The following is a 19,746-nucleotide window of genomic DNA, read 5'->3' on the forward strand; positions in this document are numbered from 1 at the left end:
CTTACCTCCTTCCGGAGATGGCAATAAGGCTGCTACCGTCATTATGGTTTATTATCAAGCGGGAGATATCCACTACATCAATGTCCTTTATATTTCCGGATTTTATGCTGGATGTAAGCAGACCTTCCCGGGAAAGCACCAGAATTTCATCATCATACACAATATATACGAATTCCATGTATTTTTTGATATAGAGGGGCTGTCTTTCCAGAACATATGACCATTTAACCCGGCATTCCGGGTCCAGCATGATTATTTTAGGTCGCTGTCCGGAAGTCAATTTTGCCTCCCTTTGCTTTACCGCCACCACCATGTAGCCATCCTGTCCTATGTCTGCGCGGAAGATGGCATCTTGAAAAATCTGTTCCCGTATTATCCTGCCTTCAAAATCGGCCTTGAAAACCCGGTCTTCGGCCACAGCCTCCACTCCGTCGGGCATGATCCCGGAGAGGAGTATCATTACAGTCCGGTCTATCTGCCACAGGATAAGACCCTCGGAATTTACAAGCACCATTTTGCCCGACAGGTTTTCATCCATCAAATTGAGCACCGTATAAGATCCGGATTTTGAAGACCGGCCCGAAATTATGCGGCCATCCACGGGAATCAACCACAAAACCGTTCCTTTTTTATTCAGGAGGGCTGCATAATCCCTGTCTTTGAGTTTGCCGGCAAGCAGCAGGAAATCCCCTTCAAAACTCAAGACAGCAGGATTTTCAAGGAAATTATCCTTCCGGAACTCCAGTTCCCCTGCCGCATTCCACATCTCCAGGGTGCTGTCCCGGTTCACCGTAAAGCCCCCGGGCCCCATCCACAGCAGTTCTTTTCCCTCCAGCCTCTTTTCCCAGAACACCTTGCCGCCACCGTCCAGCCTTTTTAAAACGCCCCTGTCAAAATTGAAGAAGCCATCATCACCGGCCCAGGACATTTTTCCGGGCAGCCTGAGAATTTCCCGGGTTTTTTGAGTTTTTGAGAGGGCATTTTTTGAAAGGCCTATGGGGTTTGAATCCATGATAATCATCAGCACAATCACCAGTACCAGTAAAATCCCGCTAAACATCATGCTATTGGCGGGAATCTTGCGGGTCAACCTTTTCACCTCCTCGAAAGCAGGAAGTACATTATCACCCCGATAATTATACCCAGTACCCACCAATATTTTCCAATACCCGGCTTATTTGATTCCTTCATGTCTGCACTATCATAGTAGTCGCTCTGGCGGCGGCTTTCCAGACTTATGGACTTTTTATAGAAGCTTACATACTTGTCTATTTTTTTCTGTTTCTTGTAGATCACTGCCAGGTTGTTATACGGCACGGGGTTGTCGGGGTCCATCACCGCCGCTTTTTTATAATACTCCTCTGCTTCATCGAGATCCCCGGCTTCAAAAAAAATATTGCCGAGATTGCTGGCCGCCGATGAAAAATCGGGCTTGAGCTCCAGGGCTTTTAAAAAATACTTTTTTGCTTCTTCAAAGTCTTGCTGCCGGGCATAGATGATGCCCAGTTTGTTATAGGCCTCAGCATTGCCGGGTTCGCGGCTTATTAATGTATTGAACAAGTCTCTTGCCCTGTCATATTCTCCCAGGTTCATCAATTTCTTGCCTTCCACCATCAAATCTTCTGCCATACCTGATGCCAGATGCCGGATCTTTTATCCGGACTTCTCATCTGGCCTTCTCACCTCATTTCTTAAAATGACCTCTCGCCTTATCAGATGCCGGATTGGAGGCCAGATATCAGATTAAGCAGGAATTTGCAAATCGCAAATTACCTCAATTCCGACTTCAGACCTCCGGCCTTTAGCTTATATTATATCATTCTATCTTAAAACTAAAAAACCTCCTGCATAAAAGTAAAAATGCAAAAAAAATGCCGACAATTCCGAATAAGGGGTAGATGAAACCTATCAGGTTGGAAAACCCCCAGCTGGTAAAGGGCACTCCCAGAAAGAGGCCGAGCAGGGCGTGATCAAAACTTATCCTGAATTTGCGGGATACGCTTTGGGCAAAGGCAAAACCAAAGGAAAGAGCTGTAGTCAGCATGGCACAGAGCAGGATGATAACGGAAGCCCAGTACAAGCTCATATTTAGAGTTGAAGCGATGTGCATGAGGGGTATCTCCACACCCGAAAGCTCCCGGAAATAGGCCGAGGTCATCAAATATAACAGGGTCGCCATGACAAACAGCGTCACAGATGCTATGAAACTGGCCCCGTAGACTACTCCGGGCTTTTTGGTGTAAGTCCCCAGAGATGAAAGCACTACACATCCGGATGTCATGTTGAAGCTTACATAAACCAGCGCGGAAAAAAGCCATCCCTTCCCGGCCGACGGAACCATTTCCATCAAAGAAGCCATGTCCTTGAAACCTTCCAGGCCGTGGTAACCTATTAAAAAAGTCAGGATTACCATCACCGGTACCATAACCCTGTTAAACCCCGCCAACCCGTTTACGCCGTTCTTAAGCCAGAGCACACAGCCTATACAAAGAAAAATAACGGCTGGCAGGTAAGGGATTTTCATGCCCTCCCACAGCACAGCTCCGCATCCTGAAAGCATTATGTAATAGCCTCCCAGCAAAAACAAGTCCGATATAAGCTCAAAAAGCAGCATAAGTTTTTTTCCGGAGAAGGGCAGCAGTATATCCCTTATGGAAACTGACTGGTGTCTTATGGCAAGGCTGAGGATAAAGCTACCCAGAAAAAAGAACAAGATACATGTTATTACAATGCCTGCCAGCCCCATTTTACCGTAAACTGTAAAAAAGCGCATTATTTCCTGCCCCGAAGCAAACCCCGCTCCTATGAGGGTGCCTGCATAGATAAATCCAAGATCGACCCAATCCCTGAGACTCATGGCAATCCCCTCCCATCAAACAAGCAGAACACATTCAAAACATATTATGATTAAAACCCGGAAATATGACACATAATTCTAAGGAATACTAAATTATGGAATTACATATAATCATATTAACATAAAAAGCATGCGGGAGGAAAATCATGCTTCTGGAAAATCCACTTATCAAACCAAGAGACTTCAGAGTTCACATAGACGCTCCATACGCCCGGGAAATTTTTTCGGAATACTTTTTTAGAATGCTCAGCGAAACTCATGCTTCTTCGCCGGTGATAATACTTTGTATAGGAACAGACCGCTCCACGGGCGATTCCCTGGGCCCCCTGGTGGGGGAAATGTTAAAAAAATCCTGCAGCCATGCCAGGGTTCTGGGGACTTTGTCCGAGCCTGTCCATGCCGGGAATCTGGCAAAGGTGCTGGATGAAATAAATGAAAAATATCCGGACCCATTTATAATTGCCATAGACGCTTCCCTGGGCCGTTCCGAAAACGTGGGAACCATAAAGCTTGCACGGGGCTCCATAAAACCGGGCGCCGGAGTCAACAAGGACCTGCCCCCGGTAGGCAACTTTCACATCACCGGCATTGTAAATGTGGGTGGATTTATGGAATATTTCGTGTTGCAAAATACCCGCCTTTATCTGGTTATGAAAATGGCGGAGATCATTTCTGAAGGCATAAACAAGGGGCTCTCAAAATTTTTCAGCTAAAAACGGCCTAAATCAAAGCATTAAAAATAAAAGGAATTGCCTTGCGGCAATTCTTTCTTAATCGAACATCGAATCTCGAAACTTATAGTTTGGCTTTCAATTCTTCTAAAATCTGTTCTGCTGTTTTGCCCTGGGCATTGATGACGGGTATGTTCTGTATCATATCTTCCATCCCCATGAAATTATCATCAATGCCGTTGACGATGACGGCATCGGCCTTTACATCGCCCATGCGGGTCACACCATAACCCTCCCGCTCCAGGGTCCTTTTTATTGGAGAAAGAGAATCATCCACTGCTACGGTTCTTTTCATGTCCCCACTCCTTTTAAATAAAATGCTCGTAAACCCGGTTTTTTATGATTTCATACACTTCTTCCGGAGTCCTATCCTGGGCATTTACCAGAAGAACCCCGTACGGAAATTCCTCATTGGTATCTCCCGACAGTGGGTCTATCACTCTGTTGTAAGTGGTAGTATAAATATCTTCCAGCTTTCTTCCGGTATATACCACGGCATCCACCACCATATTGGGTTCTCTCCATGATACCGTTATATATCCCCTGCTTCTCAAATACTCACCTATATCCTCCAGGCCATCTTCCAGGGCAATGACCCGGGTCATTTTTACCACCTCCGCCATTTTTATTATCCTCGGAAGTGAGTAAAATTATTCCCTATCACCTTCAGAGCCCTGGGCATTATCGAAAAACTTACCGGCGTACAGCCGATGCAGTCGCCATCGGCATGCGCTGCGGTGGGTATCTCAAAACTTATTTTAACCTGTTTTCCTCTGAAAACTTCAAATGCAGGATGGCTTTTATGGCCTCCACTGAAGACCCGGGGCAAAAACCTTAAAATTTCCAGGCGGCTCATATCATTCACCAGGCATACTTCCAGCAGACCATCATCCACCAGAGCATCGGGGCAGATCATCATTCCCCCGCCGTAAAAGCTTGCATTTCCCACCGCTGCCAGCCAGAGCTTTCGGTGGTATGTTTTTCCATCAACTTCCACTACGGCTTTCCTTGGCGAAAAATGTATAAGAGTCGTAATAAGTGCAAAAATATATGCTGGAGTTCCAGATAAAAATTTCACATCCTCATTGGTGGCTCTGGCCACCTCAGCATCCAGCCCTACTCCCGCCACATTAATAAAAAAACCTTTTTCATGCCTGCCCAGGTCAATATACTGGGTATGGCCCTGCTCAAGCACAGCCAGGGCATCCTTTGGGTCCTGGGGTATCCCGATGGTCCTTATAAAATCATTACCGGTTCCCGCCGGAATAATTCCCATCTCCACATCGGAAAGCGCAAGCCCGTTGCCCACTTCGCATATGGTGCCATCACCGCCCACAGCAACAACCCTTGTAAAACCCCGGTTCCTGGCTCCGGCTGCTATCTCCGCAGCCTCTCCCGGAGCTTGCGTAAATACAAAATCAAATGGAAACTTTATATGGTACTTGATATTATTCCAGATTTTCAGGCATTTACCCCTGCCTGCCACGGGATTCACAACAAATAATGTCTTCATGTTGCCCCCTTGTCCGCCAAAAGAAAACCCAACTTTCGTTGGGTTTAATTCACGGCTTTTTGTTCATTTTTTACCAGCTTTAAACTTTTATCAAAGGCTTTATTCTGCATCTCACACTTTCCCTCCAGCAGGCCCCCATCTTCTATTACGAGGCTGGCCACTTTTATGTCTCCCATTACTTTGCCGGTAGCCCTGATCTCCATCTTCCCCTCCAGCAACACATTTCCGCTGTATGCACCCGCTATGACCGCATGGCGGGCTTTGATATCCGCATTTACCACACCACTTTCGGTTATGATAACATCACCGGTGCTTTCTATTTCTCCCTCGACCTTTCCTTCGATCCTGAGAATACCGGCTGCCTTTATCTTACCGTCGAACTCTGTGCCGGCACCGAGAATAGTGTCAACTTTGTCCATGCTCATAGATACCCCCTCAGTTTTCTTGCCGAACATCGCCTTCCTCCTTCATTGTAAATAATTGGCTGGGTTCTTAAGCGTTCCATTTACACTGACTATATAGTGGACATGAGGTCCTGTGCTTCGGCCGGTATTCCCCACTTTAGCGATTATCTGACCCTTCTTAACCTTCTGACCTCTTTTCACAAGGATTTTCGAGGTGTGACCATAGGATGTTTCAAAACCATAGCCATGGCTTATGGTGACCATGTTGCCGTACCCATGCTTGTAACCAACAAAGACTACCATTCCATCAGCCGCAGCGCGTATGGATGTACCGTAAGGAGCCGCAATATCCAGTCCGTCGTGGAATTCCCTCCGGAAACCAAAGGGTGATCTCCTGTAGCCGAAATCCGAAGTTATCCTGCCGTCTACGGGCCATATGGATGGAGTAGAAGCCAGGCGCTGGTTTCTCTGTATCACCGCATTTTTCAATTCTTTCAGGCTTTCCTCCTGCTGAGGCAGCTTGGATTCCAGAATCTGCAGGTCCTGCATGGCTTTTTCCCGGTCTATGCCGCCTCTAGAAGCCAGCATGTAATTCCTTTCATTATCGGCCACTTGCTTTGCGTCAATGTTTTTTTTTAAGGCAGGATCATTTTTCAGGAGACTTCTGAGGTCATTGTCCAATTTTTCAAGACTCTGCATCTTTTCTTCAAGGGTTTGAGTCTTTTTAACAAAATAATCCAGCTGCTGCTGCAATTTGTTATAATCCCTCACCTTAACCGTGAGATCCTGGTTGCTGGCTTTTATCTCTTTATAGGAAATGGACAAATTCACCGCAAATATTGTAACAGCCGCCACGATCCCCGCAAATAGCCCCCCTAAAATCTTGAGAATGATGATTGGAATGGAAATAGAAAGAGTGGATTTGCCGGAATGAGGTACGATCATTAAAGTAAAGGCTTTTTCTTTCTTTTTTTTCACTCCTGTTCATCACCACCTCTTGGGATAAACTTATTTTATATTTCGACACCATATAATAAAAATCCTTCCTCTTGAGTAAAAATTATCCACTTATGGCCCTGGAGACAATTTCTTTTTCTTCGGGAGAAAGAGAATAATCGCAACTGCCGTTGACTATGGGCTTGAGGTAGATTCGGTTCTCATCCCTGGCGTAAATGCTGGTAATAAGCACCCCGGTGTTGTGGTCATTTAAAAAAATCACCGAAAAGCTTAAATCACTACCTATATCCGGGAAAGCATTGTATCGTTTCATATAAATTTTTTTAATAGCCAGTTTACCCTCTTTTTCAAGCTCCTGCATTTTGTCTTTTAGACGGTCCATATCGTCTTTCACTTTCCCGACATCCGCTATATGGCTCATGAGCAATTCCTCCAGATTTTTACCTTCCATACCGCTCATGAGCTGGTTGTATCTCCGGGTAACGGCAGATAATTTTATATTGACGAATATGAAAACAACCAGGGTAAAAAGGGAAACCGCCGTGAGCGCCAGCAGAACTTTATCAAGATTTACAGATAAAAAGTCGTTTATGATTGCAATGTAATCCGATACAGCCATGGTAACTCCTCCAAAAAATTAAGTGATATAATATTAGATTTGATATTATGTAAATTACACCGGTAAATGAGAAAACGCCATGGTCAAAAAAATGGCTACAAAAATGGCGGGCAGAAGATTGCCCACTTTTATGTTGACGTCTATCCCCAGCATATTGATGCCTATGGCAAAAATCAAAAGCCCTCCGGTGGCAGTCATCTCCTTTATAATGGCATCGGTGAGAAAGGCTTTCACATAGGCAGCCGCAAGGGTTATACCCCCCTGGTATAAAAACACCGGCAGTGCTGAAAAGGCCACTCCAATACCCATACTGGAGGAAAAAACCACCGCCGAAACACCGTCAAGGATGGATTTTATAAAAAGAGTGGTATGATTTCCCGTAAGGCCGCTTTCTATGGAGCCCATGATGGCCATGGCTCCCACGCAGTATATGAGACTGGCGGACACAAAAGCCCTGGTAAAATCCCCATCGCCGTCCCCGAATCTTTTTTCCAGGCTCTGGCCGAACCGGTTAAGGCGGTTTTCTATCTGTAAGACCTCTCCGAGTATTGCTCCGATGACAATGCTCAAGGTCACCACCAGGATGTTCCGGCTTTTCAAAGCCATGGAAAGGCCGATGAGCATGACGGTTATGCTCAATCCCTGCATGATGGTGCTCTTTACGTTCTCGGGAAAACCGCCCTTCAGAAAGTTGCCGAGAATAGTTCCCGCGATAATGGCGGCAGCATTTACTATGGTTCCCAGCATATTCTATCCCCCATTTTTACATTTAGCTTTTATACCAGTCCATTATATCACCCCGGGCTTCAAGGGGGAAGACTCTTCAGCAACTTTCAGCCCGGATACATTTTTTTACAATATGGTAGATCTTCAAATCCTTGAGCAAATAATATCCAGCGCCTCCAGAGCCTCATCGACCTCATCTTCAGTGTTAAACACCGAAAAGCTGAATCTCACGGCTCCTCTTTCCCCGGTGCCGATGGTTTTATGGGCCAGGGGGCTGCAGTGAAGCCCCGGGCGCACCTGAATGTCGAATTTACTATCCAGCAGGTAAGCCAGTTCCGATGAGTCAAGTTCCATGACGTTCAGGGAAACCACTGCGCACATGTGTGCCGGGTCACCGGGGCCGTAAAGGCTAATACCTTTTTTATATTTGATTCCTTCCAGGAATTTACTGGTGAGCTTTTGCTCGTGGGTCCTGATGTTTTCAATGTCTTTTTGTTTTATAAACCGTACCCCTGCCGCCAGGCCCGCTATACCCGGGGTATTGAGGGTGCCGCTTTCCAGCCTGTCGGGGAGCATACGGGGCTGCTCCAGATGCTCTGAAAGGCTGCCGGTGCCGCCCTCTTTGATGGGGGTTATATCCACTCCCTCCCGCACATAGAGGCCTCCCGTGCCCTGGGGGCCGTAAAGCCCTTTGTGGCCCGGGAAAGCCAGGAGGTCAATATTCATCCTTTGCACATCTATAGGGATAATCCCGGCGGTCTGGGCCGCATCCACCAGAAAGAGGATGCACCTTTCCCGAGCAATTTTACCCACCTCTTCCACAGGCAGGATGGTGCCCGTAAGATTAGAAGCATGGGTCATGGCTATAAGGCGAGTGTGGGGTTTTATGGCCTTTTTCACATCCTCGGGGTCCAGAAATCCTCTTGAATCGCACTTCACCACATCCCATTCCACACCAATCTTCTGCAGGGCAAAAAGGGGACGCGCCACCGAATTGTGTTCCATGGAAGAGGTTATGACATGGTCGCCGGGCTTTAATACTCCTTTTATAGCCATGTTGAGGGCTTCGGTGGCATTGGATGTAAATACAATGTCTCTGGGGCTTTTTGCATTAAAAAAATCTGCCAGGAGTTCTCTCGATTCATATACAATCCTGGCTGCAGAAAGAGCCATACGGTGGCCGCTTCTACCGGGATTTGCCCCGTAGTTTTTCATGGTATTCACCACGGCATCGTAAACAGCTTCCGGTTTGGGCCATGTGGTGGCAGCATTATCGAAATATATCATTTACAGGCACCTCAAAATAAATTTACCACAAAAAATATTTTCATTCCAGTATTTGATTAAAAATAAAGGTCCCTTTCTCCCTGTTCTATCCTGGCCAATCTCTCCACGGTCTTTTGCCGGATGGCTGGATTGGGGATCTGCTCCAGACTCTCCTGGATTGCCCTTTCTCCCTTTTCCCGAAGCCTCGGTTCAGCATAATCCATCAGGAATTCTTTGAAGGTCAGTATGGCATTGGGCAGGCAGCAGTTCTGGATGTTGCCGGTCTTTGCCAGCTGCATGAACCGGTCTCCGGTGCGACCCTGCCTGTAGCATGCGGTACAGTAGCTGGGAAGGTATCCGCGCATACACAGTGATAAAAGAACCTCGTTTGGAGTCCTGTGGTCGCTTACTTCAAATTGTGGGGCGTGGTCCCTGCTGCTTTCTTTGTGGGAAATCTCGTCATGATACCCTCCGACGCCGGTGCAGGACCCGGCGCTTATCTGGGAGATACCTACATCTATGACTTCATCCCTGAAATCCGGCCTTTCTCTGGTGGACAGTATCATGCCGGTATAGGGTACCGCCAGGCGCACTACGGCCACAATTTTCTTGAATTCCCTGTCCGGCACGAGGTTCGGGAAGTTCTCCATGCTGATACCGGCGGCGGGCCTTATCCTGGGAAAGGATATGGTATGAGGCCCTACGCCATAGACCTTATCCAGATGCTGAGCATGCTGCAGCAGTGCCAGCACCTCATATTTATAGTCATATAATCCGAAGAGCACACCGATGCCCACATCGTCTATGCCGCCTGCCATGGCCCGGTCCATGGCCGTAGTGTGGTAATCATAGTCGCTTTTGGGGCCAGAAGGGTGCATGTACTTATAAGTAGGCCTGTGATAGGTTTCCTGGAACAGTATATAGGTGCCGATACCTACGTCCTTTAGCTTTCGGTAATTCTCCACGGTGGTGGCTGCGATGTTCACATTCACCCGGCGGATGCTGCCGTTTTTGAGTTTGGTATCATAAACGGTTTTTATTACATCAAGGGTATAGTCAATAGGGCAGTTTACCGGATCCTCCCCCGCCTCCAGGGCCAGGCGCTTATGCCCCATGTCCTCCAGTATCTGCACCTCGCACCTCACCTCATCCATGGAAAGGCGGCGCCTGGGGTTCTTGTTGTCCCTCCTGTAGCCGCAGTAGCGGCAGTTGTTTATGCAGTAATCACTGTAATAAAGCGGCGCAAAGAGCACAATCCTGTTGCCGTAGATTTTTTTCTTCAACTCATGGGCTATGGAGTACATCTCATTTAAAAGCTCATCATCCTCGCAGTAAAGCAGCGATGCCACATCATCAAGGTCAAGCCCCCTGGCCTGCCTTGCCTTTGCAAATATTTCCCTTATGCCTTCTTCAGATATATTTTTACCCTTTTCCAGGGCTTCGTTTATAGCCTCATCATCAATAAAATCCGCCTTCATTGTCTCCAGGTCTTTGGTATTATTTATCATAATTATCAACTTCCCTCCAAATTATAGTAATTTTACCTCATGCTGGTACCAGTATGGTGAATTTCACACTTCTGGGTTTGCATCGACAGTGCCGGGTTAAAACTTAGATGTAACAGCTCTCCTTATAATTTAACTTCGTATAATATATAAGGTACAAAGATAGAAGTCTGTATTCTATTTGTGAAAATGAGCACTTTCATAACAAACATTACTAATAAATTTAATATCTTATGGCTTGAGATGCAAAAAAGGCTTTATCCTCCGGGAGGAAAAGCCTTAGATGTACACAGTCTTTCCATTTTTCTCCCCCCTTCGCTCAGGATTCCCCTCACGTCAGGAATGTTTATTAATTTAATTATATTCTATATTATTCTTATCTGCAACAAATTTTTATGCAATGTGGAGCTTCCTCCACTCCTTGTTTCCAACTCAAGACCGGCAACGGAAAGCTTCCGGTACTTTTGACCATCCCCGGCAGCGGACTTAAACCAGAATAAACCTTACATTTAGTCACCAAAACCTGAGAAAGAGAATAATTTATAAGTGATATTACCTAACAATTGATAAAAATTGTCATATGACAATAGGAATCCTTCGCGGGCCCGCCACTTCATTTTGATTCTTTGTCAGACTCTTTCTGAAAAAAATTTATTGATACTGTTCAGCAAAGGATCTTGCAGGACATAATCTTAAATTTATCTGAAAGGGAGGATAATCATGTGTGGAATCACCGGCTGGGTAGATTTTGATGATGATCTGACACAAAAAAAGTCCATACTGGAAAAGATGACCCAGACCCTTTCTAAAAGAGGGCCCGACGATAACGGATATGTGCTTTTCCCCCATGCAGCCCTGGGCCACCGGAGGCTCATAGTGGTAGACCCGGCGGGGGGAGGCCAGCCCATGGTGCGGGAAGTTGGCGGCTGCAAATACTGCATTACCTATAATGGCGAGCTTTACAATACCGATGATGTTCGAAAAGACCTTCAATCCATGGGGTATCATTTCACCTCCCGCTCCGACACGGAAGTGCTGCTGGTATCGTATATAGCCTGGGGGGAAAATTGTGTGGACCATCTAAACGGCATATTCGCCTTCGGTATATGGGATGAGGCCGGGCAGAAACTATTCATGGCCCGGGACCGCCTGGGGGTAAAACCTCTGTTTTACGCAAAAAGGGGGAGTTCCTTCATATTCGGTTCTGAACTTAAGGCCCTGCTGGCCCATCCCCTGGTAAAGCCCGAGCTGGACACCACCGGCCTGGCGGAGATCTTTGCTCTGGGGCCCGCCAGGACTCCGGGATGTGGGGTATTCAAGGGAGTGGAGGAATTGAAGCCTGGATACCGGCTATCCCATGACAGGGGTGGAACCCGCATACAACAATACTGGTTTCTGGAAAGCCATCCTCATGAAGACGATTTAAAGACCACGACGGAAAAGGTGTCCTTCTTGATAAAAGATACAGTAGAGCGACAGTTAGTATCGGATGTGCCTGTTTGCACCCTGCTTTCAGGGGGCCTGGATTCCAGCGCCGTCACCGCCCTGGTTTCGTATGCTTTCAAGAAAGACGGCCGGGAGCCTGTGAACACATATTCCGTGGATTATGCAGGTAACGATGTCTACTTCAAAGCCAGCGAATTTCAACCCAACAGCGATGCATATTTCGTGGGAAAAGTGTCATCCTTTCTGGACACAAAGCATCACCGCGTGGTGATAAAAACCCGGGACCTGGCCTCCGCCCTGGAGGATGCGGTGCTGGCCAGAGACCTGCCGGGCATGGCCGATGTGGATTCATCCCTGTACCTCTTCTGCCGGGAAGTAAAAAGGGATGCCACCGTGGCCCTTTCCGGCGAGGGTGCCGATGAAATATTTGGCGGGTACCCCTGGTTCCGGCGGCCCGAAGACTTCAACTCCGACACCTTTCCCTGGACCCGCATGATGCAGATGAGAACCGACATCCTTTCCCCGGAGCTTATAGATAGAATCAAACCTGAAGAATATGTGAAAAACCGTTACCATGAGGCTCTGGATGAAGTCCCCCGCCTTGCCGGCGAAAGCCCCTTTGATAAGCGTATCCGGGAGATAACGTACCTCAGCGTCACCCGCTTCATGCCCACCCTTCTGGACAGGAAAGACCGCATGAGCATGTTCACGGGCCTGGAAGTCAGGGTGCCTTATTGCGACCACCGTTTGGTGCAGTATGTATGGAATATCCCCTGGAAAATCCGAAGCCTGGGCGGCATAGAAAAAGGCATCCTGCGCAAAGCCCTGGAAGGGACCCTGCCCCAGGATGTCCTGTACCGCAAAAAAAGCCCCTACCCCAAGACCCATAATCCCGAATATCTGGTAACGGTAAGGAATAAAATGCTGGAAATCTTAAATGACACTCAATCTCCGCTGCTGCCCTTTATAAATAAAAATGCCGTCCTCGACCTCACCAGGGCCGATACCTCCAACCTCGATATCCCCTGGTTCGGGCAGCTCATGACCATCCCCCAGCTCTTCGCCTACCTGATCCAGACCGACTTCTGGATGAGAAAATACGGGGTTATGGTGCTATAAGTGGCGACAATATTTCTTTTTGCTCTCCAACAATTATTTTTTATCCTTCTTCCAGAAATTTATGAAAGTCCCCCACTTCTTATTTTTTTTGACGATGAGGATAATTATGGCAGCAAGGATTATGAAGGGAGAAAGCCATGCAATGGCCTGCACTGTATCGACTACCAGCTTAAAAAATGCGCCCCATCCATCCTTGAGGTTATAGAAAATCCCATCCACGATGCCGCCGGCCGCCGGATGACTTACAAGAGGCTGTTTTATGCCGATATTTACCGTGGAAAAACTCGTGGCCTTATCAAGAAAATTTATTCTTCCATGAATCTGCTCTATCTCATTTCGAATCCTGGAAAGTTCATTTTCGATCTTTAAAAGGTCTTCAATCTTCTGGGCCTTATCCATCAAGGCTACAAGCCTTTCCTCCTGGGCTTTGAGCACTTTTAGCCTCGCTTGATTGTCAATATATTCTTCCGTCACATCCTGGGTAGAAATACTGTCATAGATTAGTTTATCTATCTGTTTCAATCTCCCGAAAAACTCCTCGAATCGCGAAGACGGCACTTTTACCACAATCTCGCTGAAAATCTGCCTCTCATTATTTCGCGTGGAAGAACTCTGGATATATCCGCCATATTCTTTTATCATGGTAAATATTTGGTTTGCTGTATGCTTTAAATCTTTTACTTCCAATTGAACATTTCCGTTTTTTATAACCTTTCTGTCCATTGACTCTAGAGAACTTTTTGCCGTTCCCGTGCTGTTTGACGTGGTTTGAACTTCACCGACCGATTGATCTGCAGAAGACATCCGGGCTTCTTCACTTTTATTTGCGCCGGGCCGCTTTGCCCCACAGCCTGAAAATACCAGAGCGACCAGTACTAAAACAGTTAATAAAGTATATATCCTTCTCATAAGCATCCTCCTCAAGAATTCCTTCCAACTATATAGAATAGACGTAAAAAAACAAAAAAAGTTCCATCTTTTTTAAAAAAAAATAAAAATCCTGTTACTGGAGCAGGAATTAATTGTCCGAAAATAAATTGAGAAAATTTACCTTTACATTGCTCCAATTTGGTTGTATAGTATAATAGTTCAAACTATGGACACGTCAATCTAAACCTGCTCAAATTACATCACTAAGAGAGGAGGATATCTTTTGCCCTTTGACATAAAGTCATTCCTCTCAATTCTTGCAAATCAAAAGTGGTACAAAGGTCAGATAATATCAGTTTATGAAGTTCCGCCACAAAAGGCTAGATTTGCCAGTCTGACCCCTCCCTTACCGAGAAAAATTGAAAGCTACCTCACAGCCAAGGACATCCAACTATATAGCCACCAGGCCGAGGTTATCCGGAAAGTCAGGGAAGGCAAAAACGTAGTCCTAACCACTGCCACCGCCAGCGGCAAATCCCTGGCTTTTATCCTACCGGTTCTTGAAAAGTTCTGTTATGACAAAAATGCTACGGCCCTGTTTCTTTATCCCATGAAAGCTCTATCTTATGACCAGTTAAAATCGCTTTACGATATGGAACGGGAAATGGGCCTTGCTTTCAATATCGCTGTCTATGATGGAGATACCCCCAAAAAAGAGCGTGGACGCATTCGAGGCCAATCCCGGCTTATACTCAGCAACCCCCATGCTTTCCATCAATACCTTGGTTGGCATAGACTTTGGGAACGCTTCTTTCGCAATTTGAAGTTTATTGTAATCGACGAGGCCCACTGGTATCGCGGCATCTATGGCTCAAATGTCGCCCTTTTAATCAGGCGTCTGCGTCGTATTCTCCGCTATTACGGTTCAGACCCACAATTTATTCTGGCTTCCGCTACCATGGCAGATCCCGTTGAACACGCTAACAAATTAGTGGGTAAACAATTTGAGCTGGTCGATGATGACGGCAGCGCCCACGGCAAGAAGACATACGTACTCTGGGATACCGGAGCAAATCCTAGCAGGTCAGAGCACCAACAGGCAGCTGATCTTTTTGCTCACTGTGTAGCCTCCGGTATGCAAACCCTTTGTTTTACTGTATCCCGCAAGATGGCAGAACTGACTGCCCTGTGGGCGGGGGAGGAAGTACCGGGGATTGCACCTTACCGGGCAGGGTATTTGCCGGAAGAGCGCCGTGCTTTGGAAAAAGACCTTAAAGAAGGTCGCCTGCGGGGGATAGCATCTACCAATGCTCTTGAGCTGGGAGTAGATATCGGTGGCCTGGATGCCGTAGTCATTTCCGGGTGGCCGGGCATGGTGGCTTCCTTCCGTCAACAGTCCGGTAGGGCCGGTCGGTCCGGACAGGATGCCCTGGTGATACAGATCTTCTTCAACGGTCCCCTCGAAAGTTTTCTGCTTAAAAATCCATCATTTATCTTTGCCAACCCATCGGAACAGGCCATAATCACACTGGATAATGATTACATCCTGAAGAACCATCTACAATGTGCTGCAGAAGAACTTCCTTTAGAAAAAAAAGATGAAGAGTGGTTTGGAGCAGGCTATATCGAGGCTGTTAAATCGTTGATTAAAGAGGACAGCATCCATCTAGTTACCGACTATACCGGAATACGGCAAAAAGCCTTCCGAAGAAGCAAGAAATATGCCTACAATGGTAAAAACGCTGCCCGTAAATTCAATCTGTCTTCCTTCGAGGATGGTGAAGTAAAACTCATATGTGACGATGATGTTCTAGAAGTATTAAGCCGAAGACAGGCTATTATGGAAGCCCATCCAGGTGCTATTTATCTGCACCAGGCAGAACCATACAGAGTCAAAGAATTTAACCTTGACGAAGGTGTAATAGTTGTCGAACCTGCTAAAAATAATCTTTATACTACAACCCTGTCAAGAACGGACATCATGGTAAATAAAGTGACCCGCGTCGAAAAACACGTTCGGTACAATCTTTATTTGGGCAGGGTATCCGTAAACGAGCAGGTATATGGTTATATGTTAAAGACCTATGACAAAGTAATCTCTCATTGTGACCTTGACGGTATACCGCCTGTGAAGATCGATACAGTAGCCGCTTGGATTCAAATTATGGATCTTAAAGGCATTCCCGGCGACCTGGAGGGCGGTTTGCATGCCGCCGAACATGCCTTAATCGCTGTTACTCCTCTTCTTGCCATGTGTGACCATTGGGATGTAGGTGGCGTTTCCATCGTTAGCGGCTACGGCGGAAAACCGGCCATCTATATTTATGACGGATTTCCCGGCGGAATAGGTATTGCAGAGCGGCTGTACAGCCACTTCGGTGATCTTGCCAAACAGGCGTATGAACTGGTTAAAGAATGCGATTGCAAGGATGGGTGTCCCCGTTGTGTAATGTCTTATAAATGTGGTAATAATAATGAGCCATTAGACAAGCATTGCAGCATAAAAATACTTGAGTTGATTGCCGGCAAGAATTAATCATTTTTTCAATTAAATTACTTAAAAATGCATAGTATAATTATCTATGTGTTATATTGATGGTCTTCCTATCTATCTTAATATGATTATTGTCTATCATGTAGCCCTTCTTCCTGCACCTTGACGGCTTCCTGCCCGACTATACGGCTATCTTTTCGCCTCATTTCTCTGGTCAATGCTTTATGTGTTGGGAGATAGATCCCACCATGTATTACCCGGATACAAGGATTTATATAAAAGATATTCGGCCATCCTCGCCTTTCTGGAAAAACATACTCATCTATCTCCCATTTGTCCGGCAACTCAATATAATTCTCCCAGTTTTCTATTATATCAAGGGCGTCCCTGATGGAATCTCTCTGCCAGTCGGGGTAATCCGACAAGTCATCACCTTCTTCTGATTCTTCAGCAATGGATAGTTCCTCAGTGCTGACAGTTATTATTTCACCGGTTTCTTTGTTGAGATATTTGTTGTATTCATCCATCTGTATTTCTAATTCATCAACTATATCTTTCAACTTTACAGGCTTCATTTTATTCATCCTCTCCTCAATCCATTTTATGTCATAATAAATTTCAACAAGACTCTCATCATATCCTTAGCCGGTTCCATCGGTATCATCGACTATAGTTCCTGCCATATTTTACAGAAATGAATTCCTTTATTTTTATATTAATTTTATAGAATTCGTTAATAGGCTGAAATGGAGACAAAAAAGCTTAAATTTAGATTTGTTTTATTATTTCACAAGGATATACAAACATTTTTTCTTACTTCCTTTTAAAAGTGCTTTTCTAAAAATAGTGCTTCATCCACCAGCCCATGAGATTTATAGAAACGTATGGCGCCTTCATTGTCCGGCATGGTAGTGACCGATACTTCGGCACATCCCATTTTTTTAACCTTTCTTAAAAACTCCGAAATGAGGGCGCTTCCTATACCGCGGCCCCGGGCTTCTCTTCTCACCACCAGCTCCTCGATGAGGGCCGAGTCGGCTCCATGAAAGAGCCCGGGCCTTATGGAATAGCTTAAAAGCCCCAGTGCCTTTTCTCCCTCAAATGCCAATAAAACTCCACATCCGGGAAAAGATAGGAACTTTTCGGCACTTTTTTCCGTCACTTCGCTGGGAAAATCCATGGTTTCGGAAAGCTCCCGGATCAATTCGACTATGTGTGGCTCATCTCCATGTACCGCATCACGGATGGTTATGCTCATGGGCGTCCCCTCTCTTAAATGTTTAATCCGACAATTTTATAAATTCCACATCAATGGATTTACCCTCAATCTTGAGCTTTGCCGCACCGATAGGAAGGGTGAACCTCTTTGGGCCGGCACTGCCCGGGTTTAAATAAATTACTCCGTCGTGCTTTTCAAGTAAAGGTTTGTGGGAATGCCCGCATATCACCACATCAAACCCCGCTGCTTTTACATTTATATCCAGCTGGTTAATATCATGAAGGACATATAAATATACTTCGCCAATCTTGATGGCCTCGGTCCTGGGGATTTTATATGCCCATCCTTCCCTGTCACAATTGCCTCTTACCGCCGTAACCGGGGCTATTTTACTTAAGTCGTCAATGATATGCGGATCTCCTATATCACCTGCGTGGACTATGTGGTCGCAACCTTTGAAAACTTTTATTATCTCCGGTCTTAGAAGACCGTGAGTATCTGAAATAACACCAACTATGTTTTCCGGCATTGATTATCCTCCTGGTGTATCAAGTTAATATGACTTTCTCTGCTGCATCAATTACAATTTCTAAATCTTTCAGTGCTTTTTCTCCATCTTTCTTTTTGTACTCCAACGTAGGTATAAAATCTACATCTCCATAAAAGGAAAATTCACTTTCTTTTCTAAGCCATTTCGATATATTAGCTATATCGTCTACTTTATTTTTTACTTCATCAGGTAACTTGCTCTTATATTCAACCAGTAGGTATCCGACATCATGTTGTTTTGGAGGTTCTATCCCCAATTTCCTCAGCATTCCTTTAAGGGCTGGTTCCACCGCCTCCTGAGCCTCTCTTATTACATCGGAGTATGCTCCTTCCTTCAAAAGAAATTTTATCATTCTCAATCTTACCTTAGCTTTTTCAAGGTAGCTCTCAGCCAATGTAACATTCTTCAAATGTCAAACACCTCCCCTTGTTTATAATCAGGTTTTATTACCCAGTGCTACTTTTCACCATTTGACACCTTGAATGCTCCCATGTTCTTTAGTTTCTTTGCAAAATTATTTAAAAATATAGCAAAAAAATCATCTCGATCGTATAAAATCCTTGCGTCTTCAATCATGTCAAGAAAAAGCAAACTGCCTGTCTCAACTTCCTAGGGAGTCTTAATTACAGGGGAAAGCATGGTGTAAATCTGGTATTTTTTTAAGGATGATATCCATGGTTCCATCATTTTTCCCACTTCATCAAATTGCTGCATTCTTTTCATTCTGCAAGAGGGTAAATTTTTTATAACCAGCATAATATCGATATCCGAGTTGGGGTTTGGAGTTCCCCGGGCTACCGATCCAAACACCGCCAGAGTTATTAAATCTCTTCCATATACTTTTTTGCAAGCGTCAAGAAGATGTTGAATTGTTTCTTCAAAAGCTTCTAATATCATACCATGCCCTCACAATCTATGAGAAATCTCATAACAATTTCCCTATACCGCCCCATATTACCATATCACTTCACAGCCATCTGATAGCATTTTTCCTATAGTGTCTTTCATTTCTTCATATTCACCTTCAGTATATATATGGGGCTCTAACCTGGGTATGCGAAGGATTTTTTTTACTGTACTGTATACATCCGATTTTCTATCACCTTTGTAAACTATTAAAAGATCCACATCACTTTCTATGGAATATCTACCTTTCGCATAGGAGCCAAAAAGAATTACTTTAGCTAGCGGAAGCACTTCATTGAGCCTATGTATGTTCTTTGAAAGAATGTTTAATATGTGCTTTTTGCTAAATTCGGGATAGAAGATCTGAACAGAATTGAAAGATTTCTCGTGCATAATCTACAAGCCTCCCCGCTTCTTGCCTGGTATATTTATTCCATGGAGCTCCTGATAGATGTGCGTCTGGATATCTCGACGGTATATAGGCCTTATCAATTTCCAGCGCCTTGTCTTTTACCAGCTGTTTTTCATGATACTCTAAAGTATAAAAATCTTCATCTTATTTGT

At 45.3% G+C, this 19,746-nt stretch carries 23 protein-coding genes; 3 read left to right on the forward strand and 20 right to left on the reverse strand.

Features of this window, described 5'->3' with window-relative positions:
• Position 1: 1 nt before the first annotated feature.
• The 3 genes from D2962_RS17195 to D2962_RS17205 form a co-directional block, all read right to left on the reverse strand.
• On the reverse strand, positions 2–1,090 hold the full coding sequence (locus tag D2962_RS17195) for a hypothetical protein (RefSeq protein WP_122015674.1): 1,089 nt from the start codon (positions 1,088–1,090) through the stop codon (positions 2–4).
• Between the two features lie 5 nt (positions 1,091–1,095).
• Positions 1,096–1,629 carry a tetratricopeptide repeat protein gene (locus tag D2962_RS17200; RefSeq protein WP_120765119.1) on the reverse strand — a complete coding sequence of 178 codons (534 nt, stop codon included), beginning with the start codon at positions 1,627–1,629 and terminating at the stop codon, positions 1,096–1,098.
• Positions 1,630–1,816: 187 nt separating this feature from the next.
• On the reverse strand, positions 1,817–2,857 hold the full coding sequence (locus D2962_RS17205) for a YkvI family membrane protein (protein WP_122015675.1): 1,041 nt from the start codon (positions 2,855–2,857) through the stop codon (positions 1,817–1,819).
• Positions 2,858–3,003: 146 nt separating this feature from the next.
• On the opposite strand from D2962_RS17205, the gene yyaC reads away from it, so the two are divergent.
• On the forward strand, positions 3,004–3,570 hold the full coding sequence (yyaC, locus tag D2962_RS17210) for a spore protease YyaC (protein ID WP_122015676.1): 567 nt from the start codon (positions 3,004–3,006) through the stop codon (positions 3,568–3,570).
• Positions 3,571–3,652: 82 nt separating this feature from the next.
• Here the strand turns inward: yyaC and D2962_RS17215 are convergent, their stop codons facing one another.
• From D2962_RS17215 to hydG, 9 genes are all read right to left on the reverse strand, one after another.
• Positions 3,653–3,883, reverse strand: coding sequence for a YkuS family protein (locus D2962_RS17215; RefSeq protein ID WP_120765122.1), 231 nt, complete (start codon positions 3,881–3,883; stop codon positions 3,653–3,655).
• 13 nt (positions 3,884–3,896) lie between these two features.
• Entirely contained in the window at positions 3,897–4,193 is a 297-nt protein-coding gene (locus D2962_RS17220) for a YkuS family protein (RefSeq protein WP_162991282.1), read from the reverse strand.
• Positions 4,194–4,216: 23 nt separating this feature from the next.
• Positions 4,217–5,101 carry a diacylglycerol/lipid kinase family protein gene (locus tag D2962_RS17225; protein ID WP_122015677.1) on the reverse strand — a complete coding sequence of 295 codons (885 nt, stop codon included), beginning with the start codon at positions 5,099–5,101 and terminating at the stop codon, positions 4,217–4,219.
• 44 nt (positions 5,102–5,145) lie between these two features.
• Positions 5,146–5,556 carry a bactofilin family protein gene (locus D2962_RS17230; RefSeq protein ID WP_120765125.1) on the reverse strand — a complete coding sequence of 137 codons (411 nt, stop codon included), beginning with the start codon at positions 5,554–5,556 and terminating at the stop codon, positions 5,146–5,148.
• Between the two features lie 12 nt (positions 5,557–5,568).
• The gene (locus D2962_RS17235) at positions 5,569–6,483 is read right to left on the reverse strand and encodes a peptidoglycan DD-metalloendopeptidase family protein (RefSeq protein ID WP_245984805.1); all 915 of its coding nucleotides are present in this window, start codon (positions 6,481–6,483) and stop codon (positions 5,569–5,571) included.
• Between the two features lie 82 nt (positions 6,484–6,565).
• Positions 6,566–7,081, reverse strand: a complete 516-nt coding sequence (locus D2962_RS17240) for a DUF4446 family protein (RefSeq protein ID WP_120765126.1) — start codon at positions 7,079–7,081, stop codon at positions 6,566–6,568.
• Positions 7,082–7,135: 54 nt separating this feature from the next.
• Complete coding sequence (locus D2962_RS17245; protein WP_120765127.1) at positions 7,136–7,828, reverse strand: DUF554 domain-containing protein; 693 nt, start codon at positions 7,826–7,828, stop codon at positions 7,136–7,138.
• 123 nt (positions 7,829–7,951) lie between these two features.
• Positions 7,952–9,094: an aminotransferase class V-fold PLP-dependent enzyme gene (locus D2962_RS17250; protein ID WP_122015678.1), complete on the reverse strand. Its 1,143-nt coding sequence runs from the start codon at positions 9,092–9,094 to the stop codon at positions 7,952–7,954.
• Positions 9,095–9,150: 56 nt separating this feature from the next.
• The gene (hydG, locus tag D2962_RS17255; RefSeq protein ID WP_222927603.1) at positions 9,151–10,581 is read right to left on the reverse strand and encodes a [FeFe] hydrogenase H-cluster radical SAM maturase HydG; all 1,431 of its coding nucleotides are present in this window, start codon (positions 10,579–10,581) and stop codon (positions 9,151–9,153) included.
• Positions 10,582–11,298: 717 nt separating this feature from the next.
• Between hydG and asnB the strand changes: the two genes are divergently transcribed.
• On the forward strand, positions 11,299–13,143 hold the full coding sequence (gene asnB, locus D2962_RS17260; RefSeq protein ID WP_122015679.1) for an asparagine synthase (glutamine-hydrolyzing): 1,845 nt from the start codon (positions 11,299–11,301) through the stop codon (positions 13,141–13,143).
• Between the two features lie 33 nt (positions 13,144–13,176).
• On the opposite strand, the gene D2962_RS17265 is transcribed toward asnB, so the two are convergent.
• On the reverse strand, positions 13,177–14,052 hold the full coding sequence (locus D2962_RS17265) for a DUF4349 domain-containing protein (RefSeq protein ID WP_162991283.1): 876 nt from the start codon (positions 14,050–14,052) through the stop codon (positions 13,177–13,179).
• Positions 14,053–14,296: 244 nt separating this feature from the next.
• On the opposite strand from D2962_RS17265, the gene D2962_RS17270 reads away from it, so the two are divergent.
• A complete protein-coding gene (locus D2962_RS17270; RefSeq protein ID WP_122015681.1) occupies positions 14,297–16,549 on the forward strand; it encodes a DEAD/DEAH box helicase in 2,253 nt (750 codons plus the stop codon).
• An 86-nt stretch (positions 16,550–16,635) separates the two neighbouring features.
• On the opposite strand, the gene D2962_RS17275 is transcribed toward D2962_RS17270, so the two are convergent.
• The 7 genes from D2962_RS17275 to D2962_RS19780 all read right to left on the reverse strand — a co-directional run bounded on the left by D2962_RS17275 (position 16,636) and on the right by D2962_RS19780 (position 19,699).
• Entirely contained in the window at positions 16,636–17,082 is a 447-nt protein-coding gene (locus tag D2962_RS17275) for a hypothetical protein (protein WP_122015682.1), read from the reverse strand.
• A gap of 248 nt (positions 17,083–17,330) precedes the next feature.
• Entirely contained in the window at positions 17,331–17,765 is a 435-nt protein-coding gene (locus D2962_RS17280) for a GNAT family N-acetyltransferase (RefSeq protein WP_122015683.1), read from the reverse strand.
• Between the two features lie 22 nt (positions 17,766–17,787).
• Positions 17,788–18,255, reverse strand: a complete 468-nt coding sequence (locus D2962_RS17285) for a metallophosphoesterase family protein (RefSeq protein WP_122015684.1) — start codon at positions 18,253–18,255, stop codon at positions 17,788–17,790.
• 19 nt (positions 18,256–18,274) lie between these two features.
• Complete coding sequence (locus D2962_RS17290) at positions 18,275–18,685, reverse strand: HEPN domain-containing protein (RefSeq protein WP_122015685.1); 411 nt, start codon at positions 18,683–18,685, stop codon at positions 18,275–18,277.
• A 200-nt stretch (positions 18,686–18,885) separates the two neighbouring features.
• Positions 18,886–19,173 carry a nucleotidyltransferase domain-containing protein gene (locus D2962_RS17295; protein ID WP_222927604.1) on the reverse strand — a complete coding sequence of 96 codons (288 nt, stop codon included), beginning with the start codon at positions 19,171–19,173 and terminating at the stop codon, positions 18,886–18,888.
• Positions 19,174–19,230: 57 nt separating this feature from the next.
• Entirely contained in the window at positions 19,231–19,575 is a 345-nt protein-coding gene (locus D2962_RS17300; protein ID WP_122015686.1) for a nucleotidyltransferase domain-containing protein, read from the reverse strand.
• On the reverse strand, positions 19,526–19,699 hold the full coding sequence (locus D2962_RS19780) for a HEPN domain-containing protein (protein ID WP_122015837.1): 174 nt from the start codon (positions 19,697–19,699) through the stop codon (positions 19,526–19,528). The genes D2962_RS17300 and D2962_RS19780 overlap by 50 nt, the downstream gene beginning before the upstream one ends.
• Positions 19,700–19,746: the final 47 nt, after the last annotated feature.

This window comes from Biomaibacter acetigenes, assembly GCF_003691585.1.
Lineage (GTDB): Bacteria > Bacillota > Thermosediminibacteria > Thermosediminibacterales > Tepidanaerobacteraceae > Biomaibacter > Biomaibacter acetigenes.